The sequence below is a fragment of the Brevundimonas sp. FV1ye29L genome, from assembly GCF_058681095.1.
Map to the genome: position 1 here is coordinate 1,690,311 of NZ_CM178730.1, position 17,298 is coordinate 1,707,608.

Genomic DNA, 17,298 nt, shown 5'->3' on the forward strand with positions numbered 1-17,298 from the left:
GCGCCCTGGATCGTTGTCGTGAGAAGGCGCGGCGTTCGTCGAGGGACTGTCGCGCTTGGCCGCTAGACACGGCGGACCCACCACGGAGCCGACGGCATGTTTTCCCTGATCCTGAGCCTGACACTGGCCCCGGCGGCGTGCGATCCCGCCGCCCTGGGCGCGGCGGCGGAGGTTCGCATCGTCGGCGACGACTGCGCGCGGGAATGGATGGATACGACCCTCAGGATCAACGACCTGACCGCTGTCGGCACTCACAACAGCTACAAACTGCCCATCCCCGCCGAGGAGTTGGCGGTGATGACGGCCTATAATCCGGAAGCCATCGGCCTGGACTATGCGCACCGGCCACTGGCGGAACAGCTGGACGCCGGCGTCCGCCAGATCGAGATCGATGTCCTGTACGACCCCGAGGGCGGGCGTTTCGCCCGACCCCTGTCGGCCCTGGGCGGCGGGGCGTCGATGTCGCCGGCCTTCGTCGCGACCATGTCGCGCCCCGGATTCAAGACATTGCATATGCCGGACGTGGACTTTCGCAGTTCCTGCCTGACCTTCGTGGCCTGCCTCAACCAGATCCGGGGCTGGTCGGAGGTCCATCCCGACCACGCGCCCATCCTGATCATGCTCAACGCCAAGACGGGCAGCCCCTCCCTGCCGGGCGGGGCGACGCTGCTGGACCTCGATGCGGACGCCTGGGATGCCCTGGACGCAGAGGTCCGCTCGGTCTTCGACGACGGCCGGCTGATCACGCCTGACGAGGTGCGCGGGCGTCACGCCACCCTGCGCGAGGGCGTTCTGGCGGGCGGCTGGCCGAGCCTGGGCCAGGGCAGGGGACGGGTCTTCTTCGCCCTGGACGAGGGGCCGGAAAAGGTCGCGGCCTACAGCGCGGGCCGTCCCTCGTTGCAGGGGCGGGCCATGTTCGTCAATACCGACGAGGCCAGTCCCGCCGCCGCCTATCTGACGCTCAATGACCCGGTCGCCGAACAGGATCGTATCCGCAAGGCGGTCCGTGACGGCTTCATCGTCCGCACCCGGGCCGACGCCGACACCATGGAGGCCCGCGCCGGCGATGTAACCCGCCGCAGCGCCGCCTTCGCCAGCGGCGCCCAGTATGTGTCGACCGACTATATCTGGGCCGATCCGCGCTTCCCCGCCTATCAGGTCCGTCTGCCGGGCGGATCGGCGGCGATCTGCAATGCGGTGCGCACTGCGGATCGTTGCGACCTTCTGGCGATCGAGGGGACCGCCGGCGCGCCGGTGCGGGGCTATCTGGAGGCGCAGGACCGGCCGGACCTGACCCTGGTGCTCGCGCCGCCGCCGGAGCCCGGCTCGGCGCGCGCCCGCGCCGATGCGGAGGTCTTTCGCGAAACCCGCGCCTTGCAGGGCACGGCCCGATGGACCCTGGCGACCGACGACGTCACGGGCTCCATGTACGACCATTTCGCCGAGGCCCTGGGCGTCCGCCTGACCGGGGACGCCGCGCCGATCCTGACCGCCATCCTGCACCGGTCCGGCAATGACCGGTCTGTGGTCGGGACGGCCAAGACCCACTGGGCGACGCGGCGCCCCTATATCGGGTCGGATCTTCCGATCTGTGAGCCGAAGAGCGATCATCTGGCCGGCAATCCCGACTACCCCTCGGGCCATTCGGCGCACGGCATGCATGTCGCCATGGTCCTGGCCGAACTGGCGCCCCGGCGCGCCGACCGACTGTATGCAAGGGGACGTGAGTTCGCCGAGAGCCGCTATATCTGCGGCGCGCACAGCTACAGCGCCGCCGAGGCGGGCATCCTGTCCGGGGCCGTCATCTATGGCGCCGAACAGCGCTCGGAGATTTTCCGTCGTGACATGGAGGCCGCCCGGGCCGAGGTCCAGGCGGCGCTGGCCCGGGCCGGCGTCACGGCCCCGGCGGGGCCGAACGCGACAACGCCGTGAAGATTGAATGAAAACCGCTGTCATACGCTGAGGGACCGTCACGCCGGGTCGTTGACCGCGACAGGGGGCGCTGATCCCGCGACACATTCGCGGGCGGCCGCCGACGTCAACATCGACCCAGCGGAGATACAAGGTGAACGGATTCAACAGACACGGCGGCCTCGGCCGCGCCCGTCGGACCGCCCTGCTCATGAGCGGCTGCGCCGCCATCAGCCTGGTCGGCGCCACCGGCGTGATGGCGCAGGACGCGACCCCGGACACGACCGAGCTGGACGAGATCGTCGTCACCGGCACCTATCAGCGCAGCCTGGAACAGGCCGTCGATATCAAGCGCGAGAATGTCGGCTTTTCGGACTCGATCGTCGCCACGGACGTCGCCAACTTCCCCGAACAGAACCTGGCCGAGGCGCTGCAGCGCATTCCCGGGGTGACCATCGAACGCAACCGCGGCCTGGGCGGCCGGGTCAGCGTTCGCGGCCTGCCTGGCGAGTTCACCTTCGTCACCATCAACCAGCTGGCCACCGCCTCGGGCAGCGGCGGTCGTGACGTCGAGTTCGACATCTTCGCCTCCGAAATCATCCAGCAGGTCACGGTGCAGAAGTCGCCGCGCGCCGCGGATGAGGAGGGCGGCATCGCCGGCACGGTCAATATCTCGACGGCCCGCCCGTTCGACTACGCCGGCCGTCGCGTCGTCGGTTCCGTCGAGGGCGCCTACAACTCCATTTCGGAAGAAGTCGATCCCAAGGTCTCCTTCCTGGCCAGCGACACCTGGGGCGACTTCGGCGCCCTGGTGTCGGTTTCGACCGCGCGCCGGACCAACCGCACCGACTCCAACTCGGGCATCAACTTCCGCCCGATGACCCGATTCCTGGCGAACTCGACCGGCGCCCGGGGGACACAGGCGGCTGCGGTCCTGGCCCGTGACGCCGGCGTGGTCGTCCAGAACCGCGCCAATACCGCCGAAACCGACCGCATCATCTTCCAGGACAAGGTCGGCGACCGCGCCTATCTGAACACCCAGGACCAGTGGGGCGGCGCCCTGTCGCTGCAATACCGTCCGTCGTCGCGCTTCAGCCTGGCCTTCGACGCCCTGATCGGCCGGTACGAAACCACCGAGGACGAGTATGACGCGGCGGCCTATTCGGCCTCCAGCCGCTCGACCTTGGAAACCATCCACGAGTTCGACAAGACCACCCTGGCCGACTACGGCATGGTGGTGCTGCGCGACGTCTCCTACACCGCCACCCAGCATGAGATGCTCAGCAAGGAGCGGATCAACGAGACGGACTACCAGCAGTTCGGGACCGAGCTGAACTGGAGCGGCGACAGCTGGAAGCTGCATGCCCTCGCGGGCTATTCCGGCGCCGAGAAGACGCTGGACTACGCCAACCTGAAGCACACGGCCTATGCGCCGTCGCGGACGCGCTGGACCGAGTCCGGGGGCGAGACGATCCGCAGCGCCAATCCGGCCTCGATCGACATGTACAACTCGCCGTCGCGCTATCTGTTCGAGGGCTATGAGACCTCGCTGGAACATATCTCCGACGACAAATACGCCGCCCAGGTGGACTTCACCAAATATCTGGAGCTGCCCGTCTTCCCCGCCCTGACCAGCATCCAGATCGGCGCCCGCTATACCGACAAGTCCAAGGAGCGCCAGTACGGCTCCCTGAACATCCAGGGCACGGGCCCCGGCCGGGTCGACTATCTCAATCGCCCGATGTCGCAGAGCGAACTGACCCCGATCGCCGATCTGGTGCCCGGCGGCGCCTACAGCATCCGCGACCTGACCTGGAGCCAGGTGTCCAACGAATACGCCCGCCGCACCTTCCGCTACGACGGCTTCGTCACCCCGTTCAATGTCGGCGACTACTACCAGGTTTCGGAAGACGTCCTGTCGATCTACGCCATGGCGGACCTGAATTTCGACATCGGCCCGGCGCCGGTGGCCGTCAACGGCGGCGTCCGCTATGTCGACACCTCGATCACCTCGTCCGGCTATCACCAGATCCAGAACCCGAACGGTTCGACCGGCTATACGCCCGACCCGGTGTCCAGCGACGGCAGCTATGACAAGGTCCTGCCCAGCCTCAACATCACCGCCGAGCTGACCGACAGCCTGATCTTCCGTGCGGCGGCGTCGGAGACCCTGATCCGTCCGGCCCTGACCGACCTGGCCTACAAGCGCACCGCCAGCTTCAATTCGTTCCGCTTCACCGACGGCAACCCCGGCCTGAAGCCGACCTTCGCCAAACAGTGGGAACTGGGTCTGGAACAGTATCTGGGTGACGGCGGCCTGCTCGCGGTCTCCTATTTCTGGAAGGAGATCGAGGGCGTGGTCCGCCAGGCCCTGACGGGCACGGTGCCGAATGTCACCAAATACAACGCCAACGGCACCATCGACGGCGTCTACACCTTCGACGTCTATCAGCCGGTCAACGAGGCCGGCTCCTATGAGGTCAGCGGCGTCGAACTGGTTGCCGTCGTGCCGTTCGGCCAGTTCTATGCCCCGCTGGAAGGCTTCGGCATCAACGCCAACTACACCGTCCTCGACAGCTCGCTGTCGACGACGACCAAACTGGGCATCGCCATGCCGCCGGTCGGTCTGGCCGACAACACCTACAACGTCACCCTCTTCTACGAGAACGACCGGTTCCAGGCCCGCGCCTCCTACAACTTCAAGGACAAATACGTCGAAGCCATCGGCTATGAAATGTATCCGATCTGGCGTGACGGCTACGGCCAGACCGATGTGTCGGTCAGCTACAACCTGAACGACCGCATCCAGCTGAATCTGGAGGGGATCAACGTCACGGACGAGGCGACCACCGGCTACACCATGGATCCGTCCTTCCCGACCATGGACGAGCGGTCCGGCCGCCGTGTCAACTTCGGGCTGCGGATGGAGTTCTGATCCGCAAAGCACCCGCTCCGGAGGCGACGACGGCCCTGCCGGTCGTCGTCCCCGGAGCGCCTGATACGAAACCGTCATCGTCACCGATCATGGCAGGAACGTCGCGCCAGGCGGCAAGGACGCCCCGGACTGACCCGCAGCACAGATGGCCCCGGCTTTGATCCCGTACCGCGAGCAGGCGCCTGAGCCCCGGACGCCCGGCTCGCAGGGACGCTGCCTCCGGCGGAGGCAGCGTCCTCTCGCCTGCGCCATGGGGGCGACCCGCCGTGGTGGCTGATCCCCTTGTGGGCGCCCTGCGCCGCGACCTCATCGCCTATCTGCAGCGCAAGGGGGCGTCGGTCGACGACGCGGAGGATGTCATCCATGACGCCTTCGTCCGGTTCCACCGCGCCGGCCATGACCTTCATGCGCCGGATGCGAGGCCGCTGCTGTTCGTCATCGCGCGCAATCTGCAGACCGATCGCTGGAAGGCTGCGGCGCGCCGTCCCACCGACGACCTCGACTCCCTTGAGGGCGGCCCGGACGCGCCGGTCAGCGACGAACGGCCCGCCGACGAACGCCTCATTTCACGTCAGAATCTGGCGGCGGCGGCGGCGGTGATCCGCCGTTTGCCGCCCGGGACCCGAGACGTGTTCCTGCTGCACCGGTTTGAGGATCTGACCTATCGACAGATCGCAGACCGCATCGGGGTTTCGGTCAGTATGGTGGAGAAACATGTCGCAGAAGCCCTCCGTCAACTGAAAAAATCACGAGAGGACTGAGGTGTCAGGCCGCGGGATCGTTGTGTGGGATGAAGCCCTGCTGTGGCGTCGGTGGACGTGCGCGCCGCCCGAGAGATACGTTCGTCGATGATGCAGACCCTGCTCGCCCTGTTCGACCGTCGGCCCCGTTCGGCCGAAGACTGGCTCGTCCGCATGGGCCGGGTCCGGGTCGGCGCGCGCGATCAGTCCGCCTTCCTCGCCTGGCTGGAGGAAGACGAGGACCATCTGCGTCAGTATCAGGCGGCCATGGCGGACCGGGCGGCCCTGGAAGGGCTGCGGGGCGCCTTCGAACCCGACCTCGTCCGTCTGCGCCAGGGTCACTCTCCTCACATCCCGCGCGCCGGCGCGTCCCGCCGTCTGCTGGCGGCCGGCGGTCTGGTCGCCGCAGGCGTGGCGATCGTCGCCCTTGTCGGCTTGCCATGGCTGACGTCGGCGCCGGAGCCCCGCCTGTTCCGCAGTGAGCCGGGCCGGATCACCGACATCGCCCTGGCGGACGGTTCGCACGTCACCCTCGACGCCGGATCGGCGATTGAGGTCGCCCTGACGGATGAAGCCCGTCGGGTGACCCTGGTTGAGGGCGCCGCCTTCTTTGACGTGGCCCATGATGCGGACCGGCCGTTCCAGGTCTCCGTGGCCGACCGGCGGGTGATCGTCACCGGCACCCGGTTCGAGACCGCCCTGCAGCCGGACGGCGCCGTGGTCTCCCTTCTCGAGGGGCGGGTGGCGATCGGCCGCCGCGATGTCAGTCGCCGCGGCGCCCTGGACGGCGCTGTCCGCCTCCAGCCGGGCGAGCGGGCCCGCTTCCAGACCGGCAGGCGCGGCGAGCGTCTGGACCGGATCGATGTCGAGGCCGCAACCGCCTGGCGCCAGCGCCGGCTGGTGTTTCGCGACGCCCCCCTGTCCGAGGTTCTGAAGGCGGCGAGCCGGTATGCGACCCAGCCGCTTGTGCTCGACGACCCCCGTCTGGCGCAGACCCGCGTCACCACAGTTCTGCCGCTGGAGGGGGAGGGCGACCTGGTCGGACGGATGGATCGTCTCCTGCCCATCACTGTGGAGCCGCGGCCACAGGGCGGCGTGCAGGTGCGTGTCGAATAGGGCCTATCGCAGAGCTGTCATGGCGAGGCGCTAGGGCGTCGTCTTCCTGTCGCCTGAAAGATGACCGCCGCGTGAAGCCGTCAGCGTCATCGCCGCCCGCCAGCATCCGGCGCGATGTCGTGGCGATGGCGGCCCTGCTCGTCGCCCTGGCTGCGCCGGCGGCGGCCCAGACGCGCCAGCAGACGTTCGACATACCCGCCCGCCCGGCCGCAGAGGCGCTGGTCCAGCTCTGTCTCGAAGCCGGCTGCGAACTGGCCCTGGTCGGGCCGGCGGGACAGCCTACCCGCGCGGTCCGGGGCCGGATGACCTGGCGCACCGCCCTGGAGCGGATGCTGGAAGGCACCCGTCTGCGCCATCGCTTCATCGGCGAACGCGGGGTGCGCATCTGGGTCGAGTCGCGTCCGTCTCCACGCGCCGCACCGGCGCCCGCCGCGCCGTCATTGATGGAGGCCACCGAGGTCGAGCCGGTCATGGTCACCGGCCGCCTGTCGCAACAGATCGAGACCTCCCTGCGCCGCAAGCGCGAAGCCGATGTCATCTCCGACAGCATCACCGCCGAACGCCTGGGCGACCTGCCCGCCGCCAACCTGGCCGAGGCCCTGCAGCGCACGCCCGGCGTGGCCATCGAGCGGGAGGTGGGGGAGGGACAGTTCGTCAGCATCCGCGGCCTGGGTCCCCTGTTCCAGTCGGTGACCCTGAATGGCGCCCCGGTCGCCTTCAACGAGAACATCCGCAACTCCACCCAGAGCGGACGCCAATTCCGCTTTCGCGCCCTGTCGCCCGACCTGCTGGCCGGGGCGCGGCTGACCAAGTCCTCGAGCCCCGACCTGATCGAGGGCGGCATCGGATCCAACATCGATATCGAGACCATCGGCGGGCTCGATGGAGATCCCTTTGTCAGCGTCCGGCTGGGCGCGACCGGCGAGGCCCGGACGGGTCGTTTCCGGCCCGAGACCTCGATTGCCGCCCGCCATGTGTCGCCCTCCGGCGACTGGGGGGTGGTGGGGGGACTGTCCGAGGAAGCCCGGTCGGTCGTCTATGACCGGTTCCAGATCCAGCGATATCGCGACCTTGTCGTCAACGGCCGGACCGTCCCGGCGCCCAATGATGTGCGCACGACCCTGGAACAGGAGGACCGGCTCCGGCGCAGCGCCTTTCTCGGGGCCGACGCCCGTCTGGGCGACGCCGTCGGTCTGGACCTCGACCTTCTGGTCTCCACCTTCGACAACGCCATCCGCGAGGACCGTCTGGTGTTCGGTCTCGGCGAACGCCTGACGGCGCCCGGCAGCCGGGTCCAGATCAAGAATGGCGTCATCACCGGCGGCTCCGTCGCGGCCGGGCAGATCGACAACAACACCGAGGTCTCCGATCAGGACCATCTGAATGTGGTGTTGTCGGCCGGGGCGGCGATCCGCCTGGGCGACTGGCGCATCCAGCCCCGGGTCAGCGCCTCCCGCGCCCGTTCGGAACTGGACACCCCGCTGGAGCGGATATCGGCTCGATCGCCTGACGGGATGGCCTACGCCTTCGACGTCGCGAACGCCGTGGCGGAACGCCGCGCCGCGACCCTGACCACGGCCTTCGACCTCCTCGATCCGGGGAGCCTGACCGCCAGACGCCTCGGGGTGCGGGCCATTCGCTCGGTCGACGACGACCTGACCGCCCTGATCGATGGCCGGCGGGCGATGGACTGGAGGGTCATGACCCGGGGGGCGGACGGTCTGCGCCTGTCGTCCGTCCGGATCGGGGTCCAGGCCAGCGACCGGAGCCGCGACTACCAGCGCCGGGACCGGGAGGCCGTCCTGCGTCCCGGGGAGACGGTCTCGGCCGACTTCTACGCCCTGCGGACCCCGCGCGACGTGTTCCGGGCGGTGATCCGCACCGGCCCGGGGCCCTGGGCCGTCGCCGATATCGACCGGTTTCTCCAGGCCTACGATCTGCCGGGCGAGGCGGACGGGGTGGTCGTGCGGCCCGATGACCTGACGCCGACGGGCGCCGACCTCCAGAATTCCTACCGGGTCGGCGAACGGGTCGTCGCCGCCTGGGTCCGTTTCGACTTCGACGGCGCGATCGGCGCGGCGCCGGTGTTCGGCAATTTCGGGTTGCGGGCCGTCGGCACGCGCACGGACGTCGAGGGAGCGGTTCTTTCGGTGGGCGCCGACGGCCGGGCGGGGGTGGAGCCGGTGACCTATGTCGGCGACCGCGCCGCCCTGTTGCCGAGCCTCAACCTGTCCGTTGACCTCGACACGGGCCGCATGTTGCGTCTGGCCCTGTCCAGAACACTGACCCGGCCCTCGCTCGCCGATCTCCGCGCCGCCACGGTCCCGGCCAGCACCCTGGTCTCGTCGATCTATCTGCGCGGTCAGGCCGAGATCGACGCCCCCTCGCCCGGCAGTATCTTCACCGGCGTCGGCGGCAACCCGAAGCTGAAACCCTATGTCTCCAGCAATATCGACCTCTCGTGGGAATGGACCGGCCGGCGGGGCGCGCTCAGCCTTGCGGTCTTTCACAAGCGGATCGACGACTTTGTCCGCGCGGTCGAGGCGCCCGAAAATCTGACCTTCGAGACCCTTGCCGGCCCGCCTGTCCGGGCGGAGATCCAGATGTCCCGGCCGCGCAATGCCGGGCGGGCCGAGGTGACCGGCCTTGAGATCGGCCTGCACCGCCGCCTTCCCGGCGGCTTCGGCGTCTGGGCCAGCGCCACCCTGACCGACAGCCGCACCCGGCCTGACGGCGAGCCCCTGACCGGGGTGTCGGACCTTGCCGGGTCGATCAATCCCTTCTTCGAGAGGGGACCGCTGGCGGTGCATCTGTCCTGGTCGTGGCGGTCCGCCTTCCGCTCGGAAGCGGACATGCAGGGTGGGGGCGTCTCGGCCTTCACCGTCGCCCCGGCCGGCTATCTGGACGCCCAGGCCACCCTCGACCTGTCCTCGCGCGCCCAGTTGATCCTGTCGGCCTCAAACCTGACCGACACGGTCGATGTCGCCTATGAGGGCTCGCCGGACCGGCTGCTGCAGCTGGGCCGCGTCGGCCGGTCCCTGGCCCTCGGGCTCCGCTGGGGCTTCTGAGGCCGCATCGCCAGGCCGATGGCCGCCGTCGCCTGGCGGGCCGCGCCCGACGAAGATGAGTACTACGTCTACGCTATAGCCCTCTAACGCCGTATGGCGGGTGACCAGCGCTAACCGGCGCAGGTTGTCTGCGCGTTTCGGGTGCTTTGTAAATGGCTGGCGCTGGCATCAGAGGCCAGTAGCTTCCGGTCCAGACACAGAAAAAGCGGGTCTGGAACATTCTCCGGCACTTGTTCGGATAATCTCGACGATCAGCGCCCGTACCACATGCGCCACAGCAACCCGTCGTGGCGAATGAGGTGGTGAGAGAGCGCAGCACACACATGGGCGAGGAGCAGAGCGATCAGGATCAGTATTGCGGTCAGCCAGTGGATCGTGACGGGCGCCGCACCATAGCGGCTAGGGTTGCTTTTCAGCATCCAACTCTCCTTCGAGTCTGTTTCGCAGCGTCGCCACGACGCGATGCGCTGTTTTGATGTCTTCAACCGAGAGGCCCTCGGCCAGCGCATCGACGCTAGGGTTGTAGGCGTTGATCGCGGCGTCGTAAGCGCGGCGCCCCTTGTCGGTCAGCACGACGAGATGCGCCCTTTTGTGGTGCGGGTTGGGCTCGAACACCACTATCCCGTCTTGATGCATATCGTTGACGATGCGCTGGACGTTCTGCCGATTGGCGCCGAGATCGCGGGCGATCCAGGCCGCCGGCTGCGGTCGTTCCGACAGGACGATCGCGCCAAGAACCTGCCAGCGGGCACTGGTTAACCCAAAGGGTGCGACAAGCCTGTCGCCCCAGAGCAGGGTCAGGTTGTTCGCCCTGAACATGGTCAGGATCAGGTCGGTCAAGGCCTCGCCTTTTTTGTTTCGGGTCGCTTCACTCATTCGTCACCATCTATCTATATTGACATCATGATGTCATTTACATATGTTCCGATCTTATCGAAGTGACATTATGCACACAACGCATAGGAGCGAGACATGTCTCTCATGAAGCCCATGGACGAGAAGTTCTCCATCGAGCGCCAACTGGCGATCGACGCCGCGCCGGTGGTGCTCATCAACCTCTTCACGCTCGATGCAGCCGATGAAGAGCAGTTCCTTGATGTGTGGAAGGACGACGCGGAGTTTATGAAGCGCCAGCCTGGCTTCATCTCGACGCAACTCCATCGCGCCATCGGCGAAAGCCCGACCTACCTAAACTATGCGGTGTGGGACTCGACCGAAGCGTTCCGCTCGGCGTTCACCCATCCCGAGTTCAACGCCAAGCTCGCAGCCTACCCGTCCTCGGCCATCGCCAGCCCGCACCTGTTTCAGAAGGTCGGCGTCACCGGCATCTGCACTGCGTGATCGACGGACGCCGCCTCACACCAGACGTCCGGATTATCTTCCGGTGAAAGAAACCACCATGCCAAGGATCATCCATCCCGTTGCCGGCCTGATCGCCCTCCTGACGATCGCGACCTTCTGGCTCTCGACCGTCATCTCCGAACTGTTCCTGTCAGAGGCAGCCGTGGTCGCGGTGAAGACTACGCTCCCCTGGGGCTTCCTGCTGCTCGTACCGGCACTCGCTGCGGTGGGCGGCTCAGGGTTCTTCCTGTCGCACGGACAGCGCACGGGACTGGTCGGCGCGAAGCTGAAGCGCATGCCCTTCCTTGCCGCGAACGGTCTGCTAATCCTGATCCCGGCGGCGCTGTTCCTCGCTTCCAAGGCGCGCGCGGGAGAGTTTGATGCGGTCTTCTATGTGGTGCAGGCCGTCGAACTAATCGCCGGCGCGACCAACCTCACGCTTCTCGGTCTCGGCATGCGCGATGGCATGAAGCTCACGCAATGGCGGCGCGGAAGCTTTCTTCGGCCCGCCCCGACCTACAAGACGACCCTTGCCGGCAAGGAAGAGATCGCGCGCGGCACCGTCGCCTTCCGCCTAGAAAAGCCCGAGGGTTTTTCCTTCACCGCCGGCCAGGCCGTTTATGTGACGCTGCCCGGCCAGAAGGACACTGACAGCAAGGGCCGGGTCCGTACCTTCTCGCTCGCCAGCGCGCCGCAGGAACCGGAACTGCTGATCTCAACGCGCATGACCGATACTGCCTTCAAGCGTGCCCTTGCGGCCCTGCCTGCCGGATCACCTGTCGAGATCGAGGGCCCGTACGGCGACCTGACGCTTGATGATGACACCACACCGGTGGTGTTCCTTGCAGGCGGCATCGGCATCACGCTCTTCCGCAGCATGATCGTCGATGCGGTTGGACGTGGGCTGAACCGCGATGTCACGCTCATCTACAGCAACCGAAGTGCGGAGGATGCCGCATTCCTGTCCGAACTGGAGCAGCTTGCGAGCGACAATCCCCGGTTAAAGCTGGTGGCGACGATGTCCGATGCGGCCGACTGGCAGGGCGAACGTGGCTATATCACCCGTGAGATGATCGAACGGCATGTCGGTGCTATCACCAAGCCGGTGTTCTACCTTGCCGGCCCACCTCCGATGGCCGCAGCTATGGAAGCCTTGCTGCTGGAGGCTGGCGTCAGGTCCGGGAACATTCGTGCGGAGATGTTTACCGGATACTGAGGTCCCCAATGTGCCGGTTCTCGTCCGGTCGAAGCGTGGAGCCGGCATGGCTGGGATAGCCATCGTTGCGCCCACGCGATCGAGCGCGCGGTGGCGCGCGACGCAAGAGTTCCTCGCGCGCGGTATAACCCCGCGAGGTCATGTTCAGCGATCTCAAGCTTGCCGTTCGCGCCGAATACATCCGCGTCGTCGACTGCCGTATGCGTCTATCGGCGCCGTTTGCGTCGGTATCGCGCAAAATATCGCGCCATAGAGGAGAATCGGCGGGGCTGGCGGACAGGGTGGGACAGCTATTACCCAGTAAATACAACAAGCTTAGCTGACTTAAGGATGTAGGGTCGCTCCTGATTTTATTGAGTTTTTTGACCGCCTGACTAACTCGAATTGGTATTTTTTGCCCGACACGATGGCGGGATCAGAGCGAGGCGTTAGGATTGGCGAGTGACCAATCTCCCGCCGCCGAACCAACTTTCCAGAGGAGACCTCTATCGCAGGATCGGGGAGACGCCGCTGATCCGCGTGGCCGCCGAATATGGCGTCACAAACTTTCTTTTGGCGGCTCTGTGCCAGCGGCATGACATCCCAACGCCACCTGCCGGCTATTGGACTAAGGTTGCTCACGGCAAGCCGACCAACCGTCCCACTTTGCCCGGCGACCCTGACAAGCTGCTCACTGTCTCGGGGCTCCAGAAGCCAGGGTTTCGCGCTTCGAAGCCGATTTCTCGCATGGAGCGGCGCGCAAAATCAGCGGCTCTGGCACCTGCCAATCGCCCGCTGACCCCCATCACTCTCAACCCGAAGCTCGACAAGACTTTCTCGCGCTTGAAAAATCAGAAAGGCGATGGGCTCCTTCGCGTCACCGGTCCGGGCTGTATCAAAGTCGTGGTTTCTGAAGGGGCTTTGGACAGAGCGGAGAGAGCGCTCAGCTTGCTGCTCGCCGAGGTCGAGCAAAGGGGCTGGACCGTTAGAGCGGGCGAGAAGCGGTTGGAATTCGTCGTCGATGGCGAAACCATCGGTTGTGAGCTGACCGAGCTCACTGATCGTGTACCACATAAGCCAACCGACAAAGAGATTGCCGCTAAGGCGGCTTATGCTGCCCGGCTCGATGCGGCGAAGCGGACCGGTGCGTATGTGTCGACCTGGGATGCGCCCAAGATCGCCGATTGGGACCGAGTGCCCAACGGCAAGCTGTCGCTGACGCTTGATGAGGCTGTCGGATACGTAGGGATCAGGCGCACCTTTTCTGATCGCAAGACGCAGCAGATTGAGACGCTCATCGACTGTGTGACTGATGCTTTCGAGGGCTACGCGCTCGCTGTGAAAGCGCAGCGTGTCGAGCGCCAGCGACAAAAGGTGATTGCTGAGGAGCAGCAGCGGCGGCGGGAAGCGCTGCAACGGCGGCAAGACCTTGAGACCAAACGTATCGAGTTTCTAGATCGCCAGCTGGCGCGGACAGAGCGGATTTCGGCCATCAGGTCCCTTCAAGCCCACTTGCCGCAAGATGCGACGCTTGAAAGCGTCGCACAATTTCGCGGGTGGATTTCCGACTATCTCGCGCGTCTGGAGGCAGAGGTGTCGCCGGAACGCATCGCGGAGAAGATCGCGCTGACAGACCTGATGAATGATGACGCTGTGATAGCAAGTTGGATTGACGTCGAGACCGGCGGATATCGTCGGAGCTGACGGTGCCGGCGCTCAGTGTAGGTCAGGAAAAATCTACTGACCGCTCACGTCACCCTCAGCCGGATAGGCGCTGATTGTACAGCTGCCCACCGAATTTTCGGATCCCCAATGCGCCGATGATTTCGCGCTCGATCTGTCGCGCTACTGCTTCATCGGGACACACCAAGAATGAGACACCGAGCCATCCTTTGGCTTGGGATAGGCAATAGGAACGAAACTCCGGGTTCACGTGGGTCTTCCCAACAGGCCCGTTTGCCAGATCGTCTTTTGCCAGATGCGATCGCAATCGGCTCGGGGTTCGTGAAGTGCCGCAATAGACTGCGAGTTCGGACGCTCTATCCCAAAGAACATAGACGGCTGTCTCTGCATCGCTCCATCTCGTAATTAGTCTGTTGCGGCACGCCTCCGGCGAGCAGATCGGTCCTAAGCGTTGCGGCATGACGGCTTGTCCGTGAAAGCTGATCGTGACTTGGCATCGGAGAGGGCGCCCCAGTTGCCCGGATCGTAAACGAATGTATGCCCTGTACGACCGAAGATGACGCCGTGAGGCTTGATTGAAAGCGTGGGGAGGAGACCGCTATGTCTGACGATGTGCTTTCAAGCGTGTCGCTCGACCATTATGAATGGCGCGCGTTGGGTCAGCTGTCTAACGCCTTGAGTGACCTTGAGCCGTTGGGTCGGCGCGCCCGTCTGGGGTCGGTTATTGCGGATCGCCTCGTCGCACTTGGGTTGGCCGAGAAGGGTGAAGCAACAGAACCTTACATCGGCTTAGGCTACCAAGAGGGCTACCGGCTGAGGAATCTCGGCTGGGCTATCTTGGATCGTGGGCGCTTCCCACGAACCCACTGATCGGAGAGTTCTGAGGGATGGAGCAAAAGCCTGACGAGATTCAGATTGCAGAGTGTCTTTGCTCGATCTTCACTGCGCTTGAGACGCTGCACGGCGCGGGCCTGCGCGATGGCCAAGCTTCCAAAGTCCGTCGAGAAGCCGTTCACTTTCTCTGGGAACTACGAGAGGGGGCGAAGTTGTCTGCGCACCGACCGCATTCGGTGGCGGCATGGGAGCAAAGGTCGGGGGGTGAGAGGGGAGGGCTCCAATACGAGCACTCGGTCCCGGTCGCTGTATTTATGCCCATCCTTCGCGCCGCATCTTCAGACCCTCAAGCCATGCTGTCGGCGCTCGTATGCTACGTCAGGCCTGTGATCGTCACGAGTGAAGAGGCTCGATTGTTGGCGACGAGTGGATTGAACCACAGCCTGCCACCTGACACTCAATCCGATGATTGGGCGGCGCGCTATCGTCAGGCTGGAATCGCGCTCAGAGACAGACTTTGAACGCGCTGGGTGTACATTGGGGACTTTGCACTCAGCGATTTTGACGCTGGGTGTGAGTGGGGAATTTCGCACTGAGTTGGGTATGGACGATCTCGGCCGCCCATCAATCTTGGAGTCCAAAAAGTGAACCTTAACCAAGTTACACTTGATCAGTTTCTGTGCACTGCGAACTGCGCCTTGGCACCAGCGGACCCTAACGCATTCACCACCGGCGCTCCTGCCTTCGCGTCGCTAGTTGGGCCAATGATCCGGGACTTGGGGCAAGGGTATTCGGTCCATACCCTGCTGAGCGGTGGTTGCGACACCGCCGTGGTGCACGATGGAGTTCTGGTTGGCTACTACTGTGGGGAAATGCTGGCCGTTCGGCGTGATCACCATGGCAGGCGGCTAGCTGTTCCGCTCATCCTTGAGGCGGTTGGAAATCGGCCTCTACCGGTGAATCGTACCGTTTCCAAAGAAGGACAGGCAGCTCTGGCGCGGGCATGGCGGGTCGCCAACGCGCAAGAAACCAACCCCTGGCCCTAGTGCACATTCGGAAAATCGCACTGAGCGATTTCGGCGCTGGGTGTAGATCGGGAAGACCGCACTGAGCGCATTTGGGCTGGGTGCAAAATCTGGCCCTCACACTGAGCGAAATTCGATAGTTAGCGGGTGCCGTTCGCCACGCTGGGCCTCAAACGCATCTAACGTTTTCGTTGCCAAGCCAGCCGGTTGCGTCGAACACTGTTCCGCGCCATAAAAAACCATCGAAAGCTGGGATGGCGGACTATGCGCGTATTTGCTGGAACGCTTTTAGTCATTGCGCTGTGCGGATCCGCAACCGCTAGCGTCGCACAGACTTTTGATGGCTTTCAAGCTATGTCATTTCCGCGGGCTAACGTCCCTATCGGAGCGAAATGGTTCCCAAATGTAGGTCCCTCAGGTCCCGGGGCGGCCAGTGACAATTTGACGATCCAGCAAGGACTTTCGGAAGCCGTCTTCACTCAGTCTACTAAGGCCTCGATAGTTGCTAACCTTGGTAGCTACCTGGGGTTGACCTCCAGCCTTTCTACGACAAACAACACCTCCCTTGCCGGCCTGTCGATCGCAAGTGTGGTTGACTACACGCGGCTCGACAATGTCGCTGCCGGTGAGCAGGTGCTTGCACAGGCAATCAAGGCAGGAAGCATTAGCATTGTGACCGACGCCGCTGGGGCGGCTGAACTCAAAGCGAAAGCGGAGGCGCGCGGCATTCCTGTTGACGTCGCGTTGGGGGGGAGCGGTGCGCGTACCGCAGTTCTGGACGGTTCGAACCTCTACCTAGCTTATCAGGTGGTTGAGTTCACCGGCGGGCAGAGGTCGGTGAAGCGATCTCACCATCGGGGTGACACCGTAACGGTTGACGGAACGTGGCAGGTTTCTTTTCAACGCGGCTCGGGGGATCACGCGTTTAGAGACGGGGCCGCTACTGTCGAAGTCGCCAACATTCGCCAGCCAACTATCGGTGGAAATTTTCGACAGACGAGTTTTGATTATCGAGCCACACAAGACTGGAACCGTAACTTCGCATTGCCCCCAATGCGCAGTGGAGACGCGATCACGGCTGCCACTATTCGCGTAAACTATCGACCGACATGCAGCGACTATTCGCAGCCAATTTGCGTGGTGGTGTTCCCGCGTAGCGAAAATCAACTCTGGGTGACGACATCGCGTTTCCGCGTGCGCCCTGTACGAAATCCTCGGGGCCTCTAGCCTCAGGTCGTATTGCCAACCGGTTACAGCGAAACCTGTCGTGACTCGGAAGGCGGAAAGACGGGAATGCTCGTCTAATAATTCGGCGCAGCAAGAATGTATTCCTAACGCCAATCAGTTTAGTTCGCGACAAATGCCTTAGCGAAATCGTGTCTGGGTGTAGATTGAGACCAATGCACTCTTGAGACGCGGTTCCGTTTAGCCTGAGCGTGTTCGAGTCAGT

General features: G+C 64.6%; 12 protein-coding genes. 10 read left to right on the forward strand and 2 right to left on the reverse strand.

Features of this window, described 5'->3' with window-relative positions; all coding sequences use genetic code 11:
* Positions 1–96: 96 nt before the first annotated feature.
* From ACW17W_RS08305 to ACW17W_RS08325, 5 genes are all read left to right on the forward strand, one after another.
* Positions 97–1,932, forward strand: a complete 1,836-nt coding sequence (locus ACW17W_RS08305) for a Ca2+-dependent phosphoinositide-specific phospholipase C (RefSeq protein ID WP_492076447.1) — start codon at positions 97–99, stop codon at positions 1,930–1,932.
* Between the two features lie 133 nt (positions 1,933–2,065).
* Entirely contained in the window at positions 2,066–4,846 is a 2,781-nt protein-coding gene (locus ACW17W_RS08310) for a TonB-dependent receptor (protein WP_492076448.1), read from the forward strand.
* A 269-nt stretch (positions 4,847–5,115) separates the two neighbouring features.
* Positions 5,116–5,607 carry an RNA polymerase sigma factor gene (locus tag ACW17W_RS08315; RefSeq protein WP_492076449.1) on the forward strand — a complete coding sequence of 164 codons (492 nt, stop codon included), beginning with the start codon at positions 5,116–5,118 and terminating at the stop codon, positions 5,605–5,607.
* 87 nt (positions 5,608–5,694) lie between these two features.
* Positions 5,695–6,702: a FecR family protein gene (locus ACW17W_RS08320; protein ID WP_492076450.1), complete on the forward strand. Its 1,008-nt coding sequence runs from the start codon at positions 5,695–5,697 to the stop codon at positions 6,700–6,702.
* Positions 6,703–6,773: 71 nt separating this feature from the next.
* Positions 6,774–9,770, forward strand: a complete 2,997-nt coding sequence (locus tag ACW17W_RS08325) for a TonB-dependent receptor (protein ID WP_492076451.1) — start codon at positions 6,774–6,776, stop codon at positions 9,768–9,770.
* A gap of 251 nt (positions 9,771–10,021) precedes the next feature.
* On the opposite strand, the gene ACW17W_RS08330 is transcribed toward ACW17W_RS08325, so the two are convergent.
* The gene (locus ACW17W_RS08330; protein ID WP_492076452.1) at positions 10,022–10,189 is read right to left on the reverse strand and encodes a cytochrome b/b6 domain-containing protein; all 168 of its coding nucleotides are present in this window, start codon (positions 10,187–10,189) and stop codon (positions 10,022–10,024) included.
* Positions 10,170–10,610: a MarR family winged helix-turn-helix transcriptional regulator gene (locus ACW17W_RS08335; RefSeq protein WP_492076453.1), complete on the reverse strand. Its 441-nt coding sequence runs from the start codon at positions 10,608–10,610 to the stop codon at positions 10,170–10,172. The genes ACW17W_RS08330 and ACW17W_RS08335 overlap by 20 nt, the downstream gene beginning before the upstream one ends.
* Before the next feature lie 132 nt (positions 10,611–10,742).
* Between ACW17W_RS08335 and ACW17W_RS08340 the strand changes: the two genes are divergently transcribed.
* The 5 genes from ACW17W_RS08340 (at position 10,743) to ACW17W_RS08360 (ending at position 17,075) form a co-directional block, all read left to right on the forward strand.
* Positions 10,743–11,111 (forward strand): antibiotic biosynthesis monooxygenase family protein, encoded by a 369-nt coding sequence (locus tag ACW17W_RS08340; RefSeq protein WP_492076454.1) that lies wholly within the window; start codon positions 10,743–10,745, stop codon positions 11,109–11,111.
* Between the two features lie 43 nt (positions 11,112–11,154).
* On the forward strand, positions 11,155–12,327 hold the full coding sequence (locus ACW17W_RS08345) for a ferredoxin--NADP reductase (RefSeq protein WP_492076455.1): 1,173 nt from the start codon (positions 11,155–11,157) through the stop codon (positions 12,325–12,327).
* 441 nt (positions 12,328–12,768) lie between these two features.
* The gene (locus ACW17W_RS08350) at positions 12,769–14,010 is read left to right on the forward strand and encodes a hypothetical protein (protein WP_492076456.1); all 1,242 of its coding nucleotides are present in this window, start codon (positions 12,769–12,771) and stop codon (positions 14,008–14,010) included.
* A 579-nt stretch (positions 14,011–14,589) separates the two neighbouring features.
* Positions 14,590–14,859, forward strand: coding sequence for a hypothetical protein (locus tag ACW17W_RS08355; protein ID WP_492076457.1), 270 nt, complete (start codon positions 14,590–14,592; stop codon positions 14,857–14,859).
* 1,253 nt (positions 14,860–16,112) lie between these two features.
* Positions 16,113–17,075 carry a hypothetical protein gene (locus tag ACW17W_RS08360; protein ID WP_492076458.1) on the forward strand — a complete coding sequence of 321 codons (963 nt, stop codon included), beginning with the start codon at positions 16,113–16,115 and terminating at the stop codon, positions 17,073–17,075.
* The last annotated feature ends 223 nt before the right edge of the window (positions 17,076–17,298 follow it).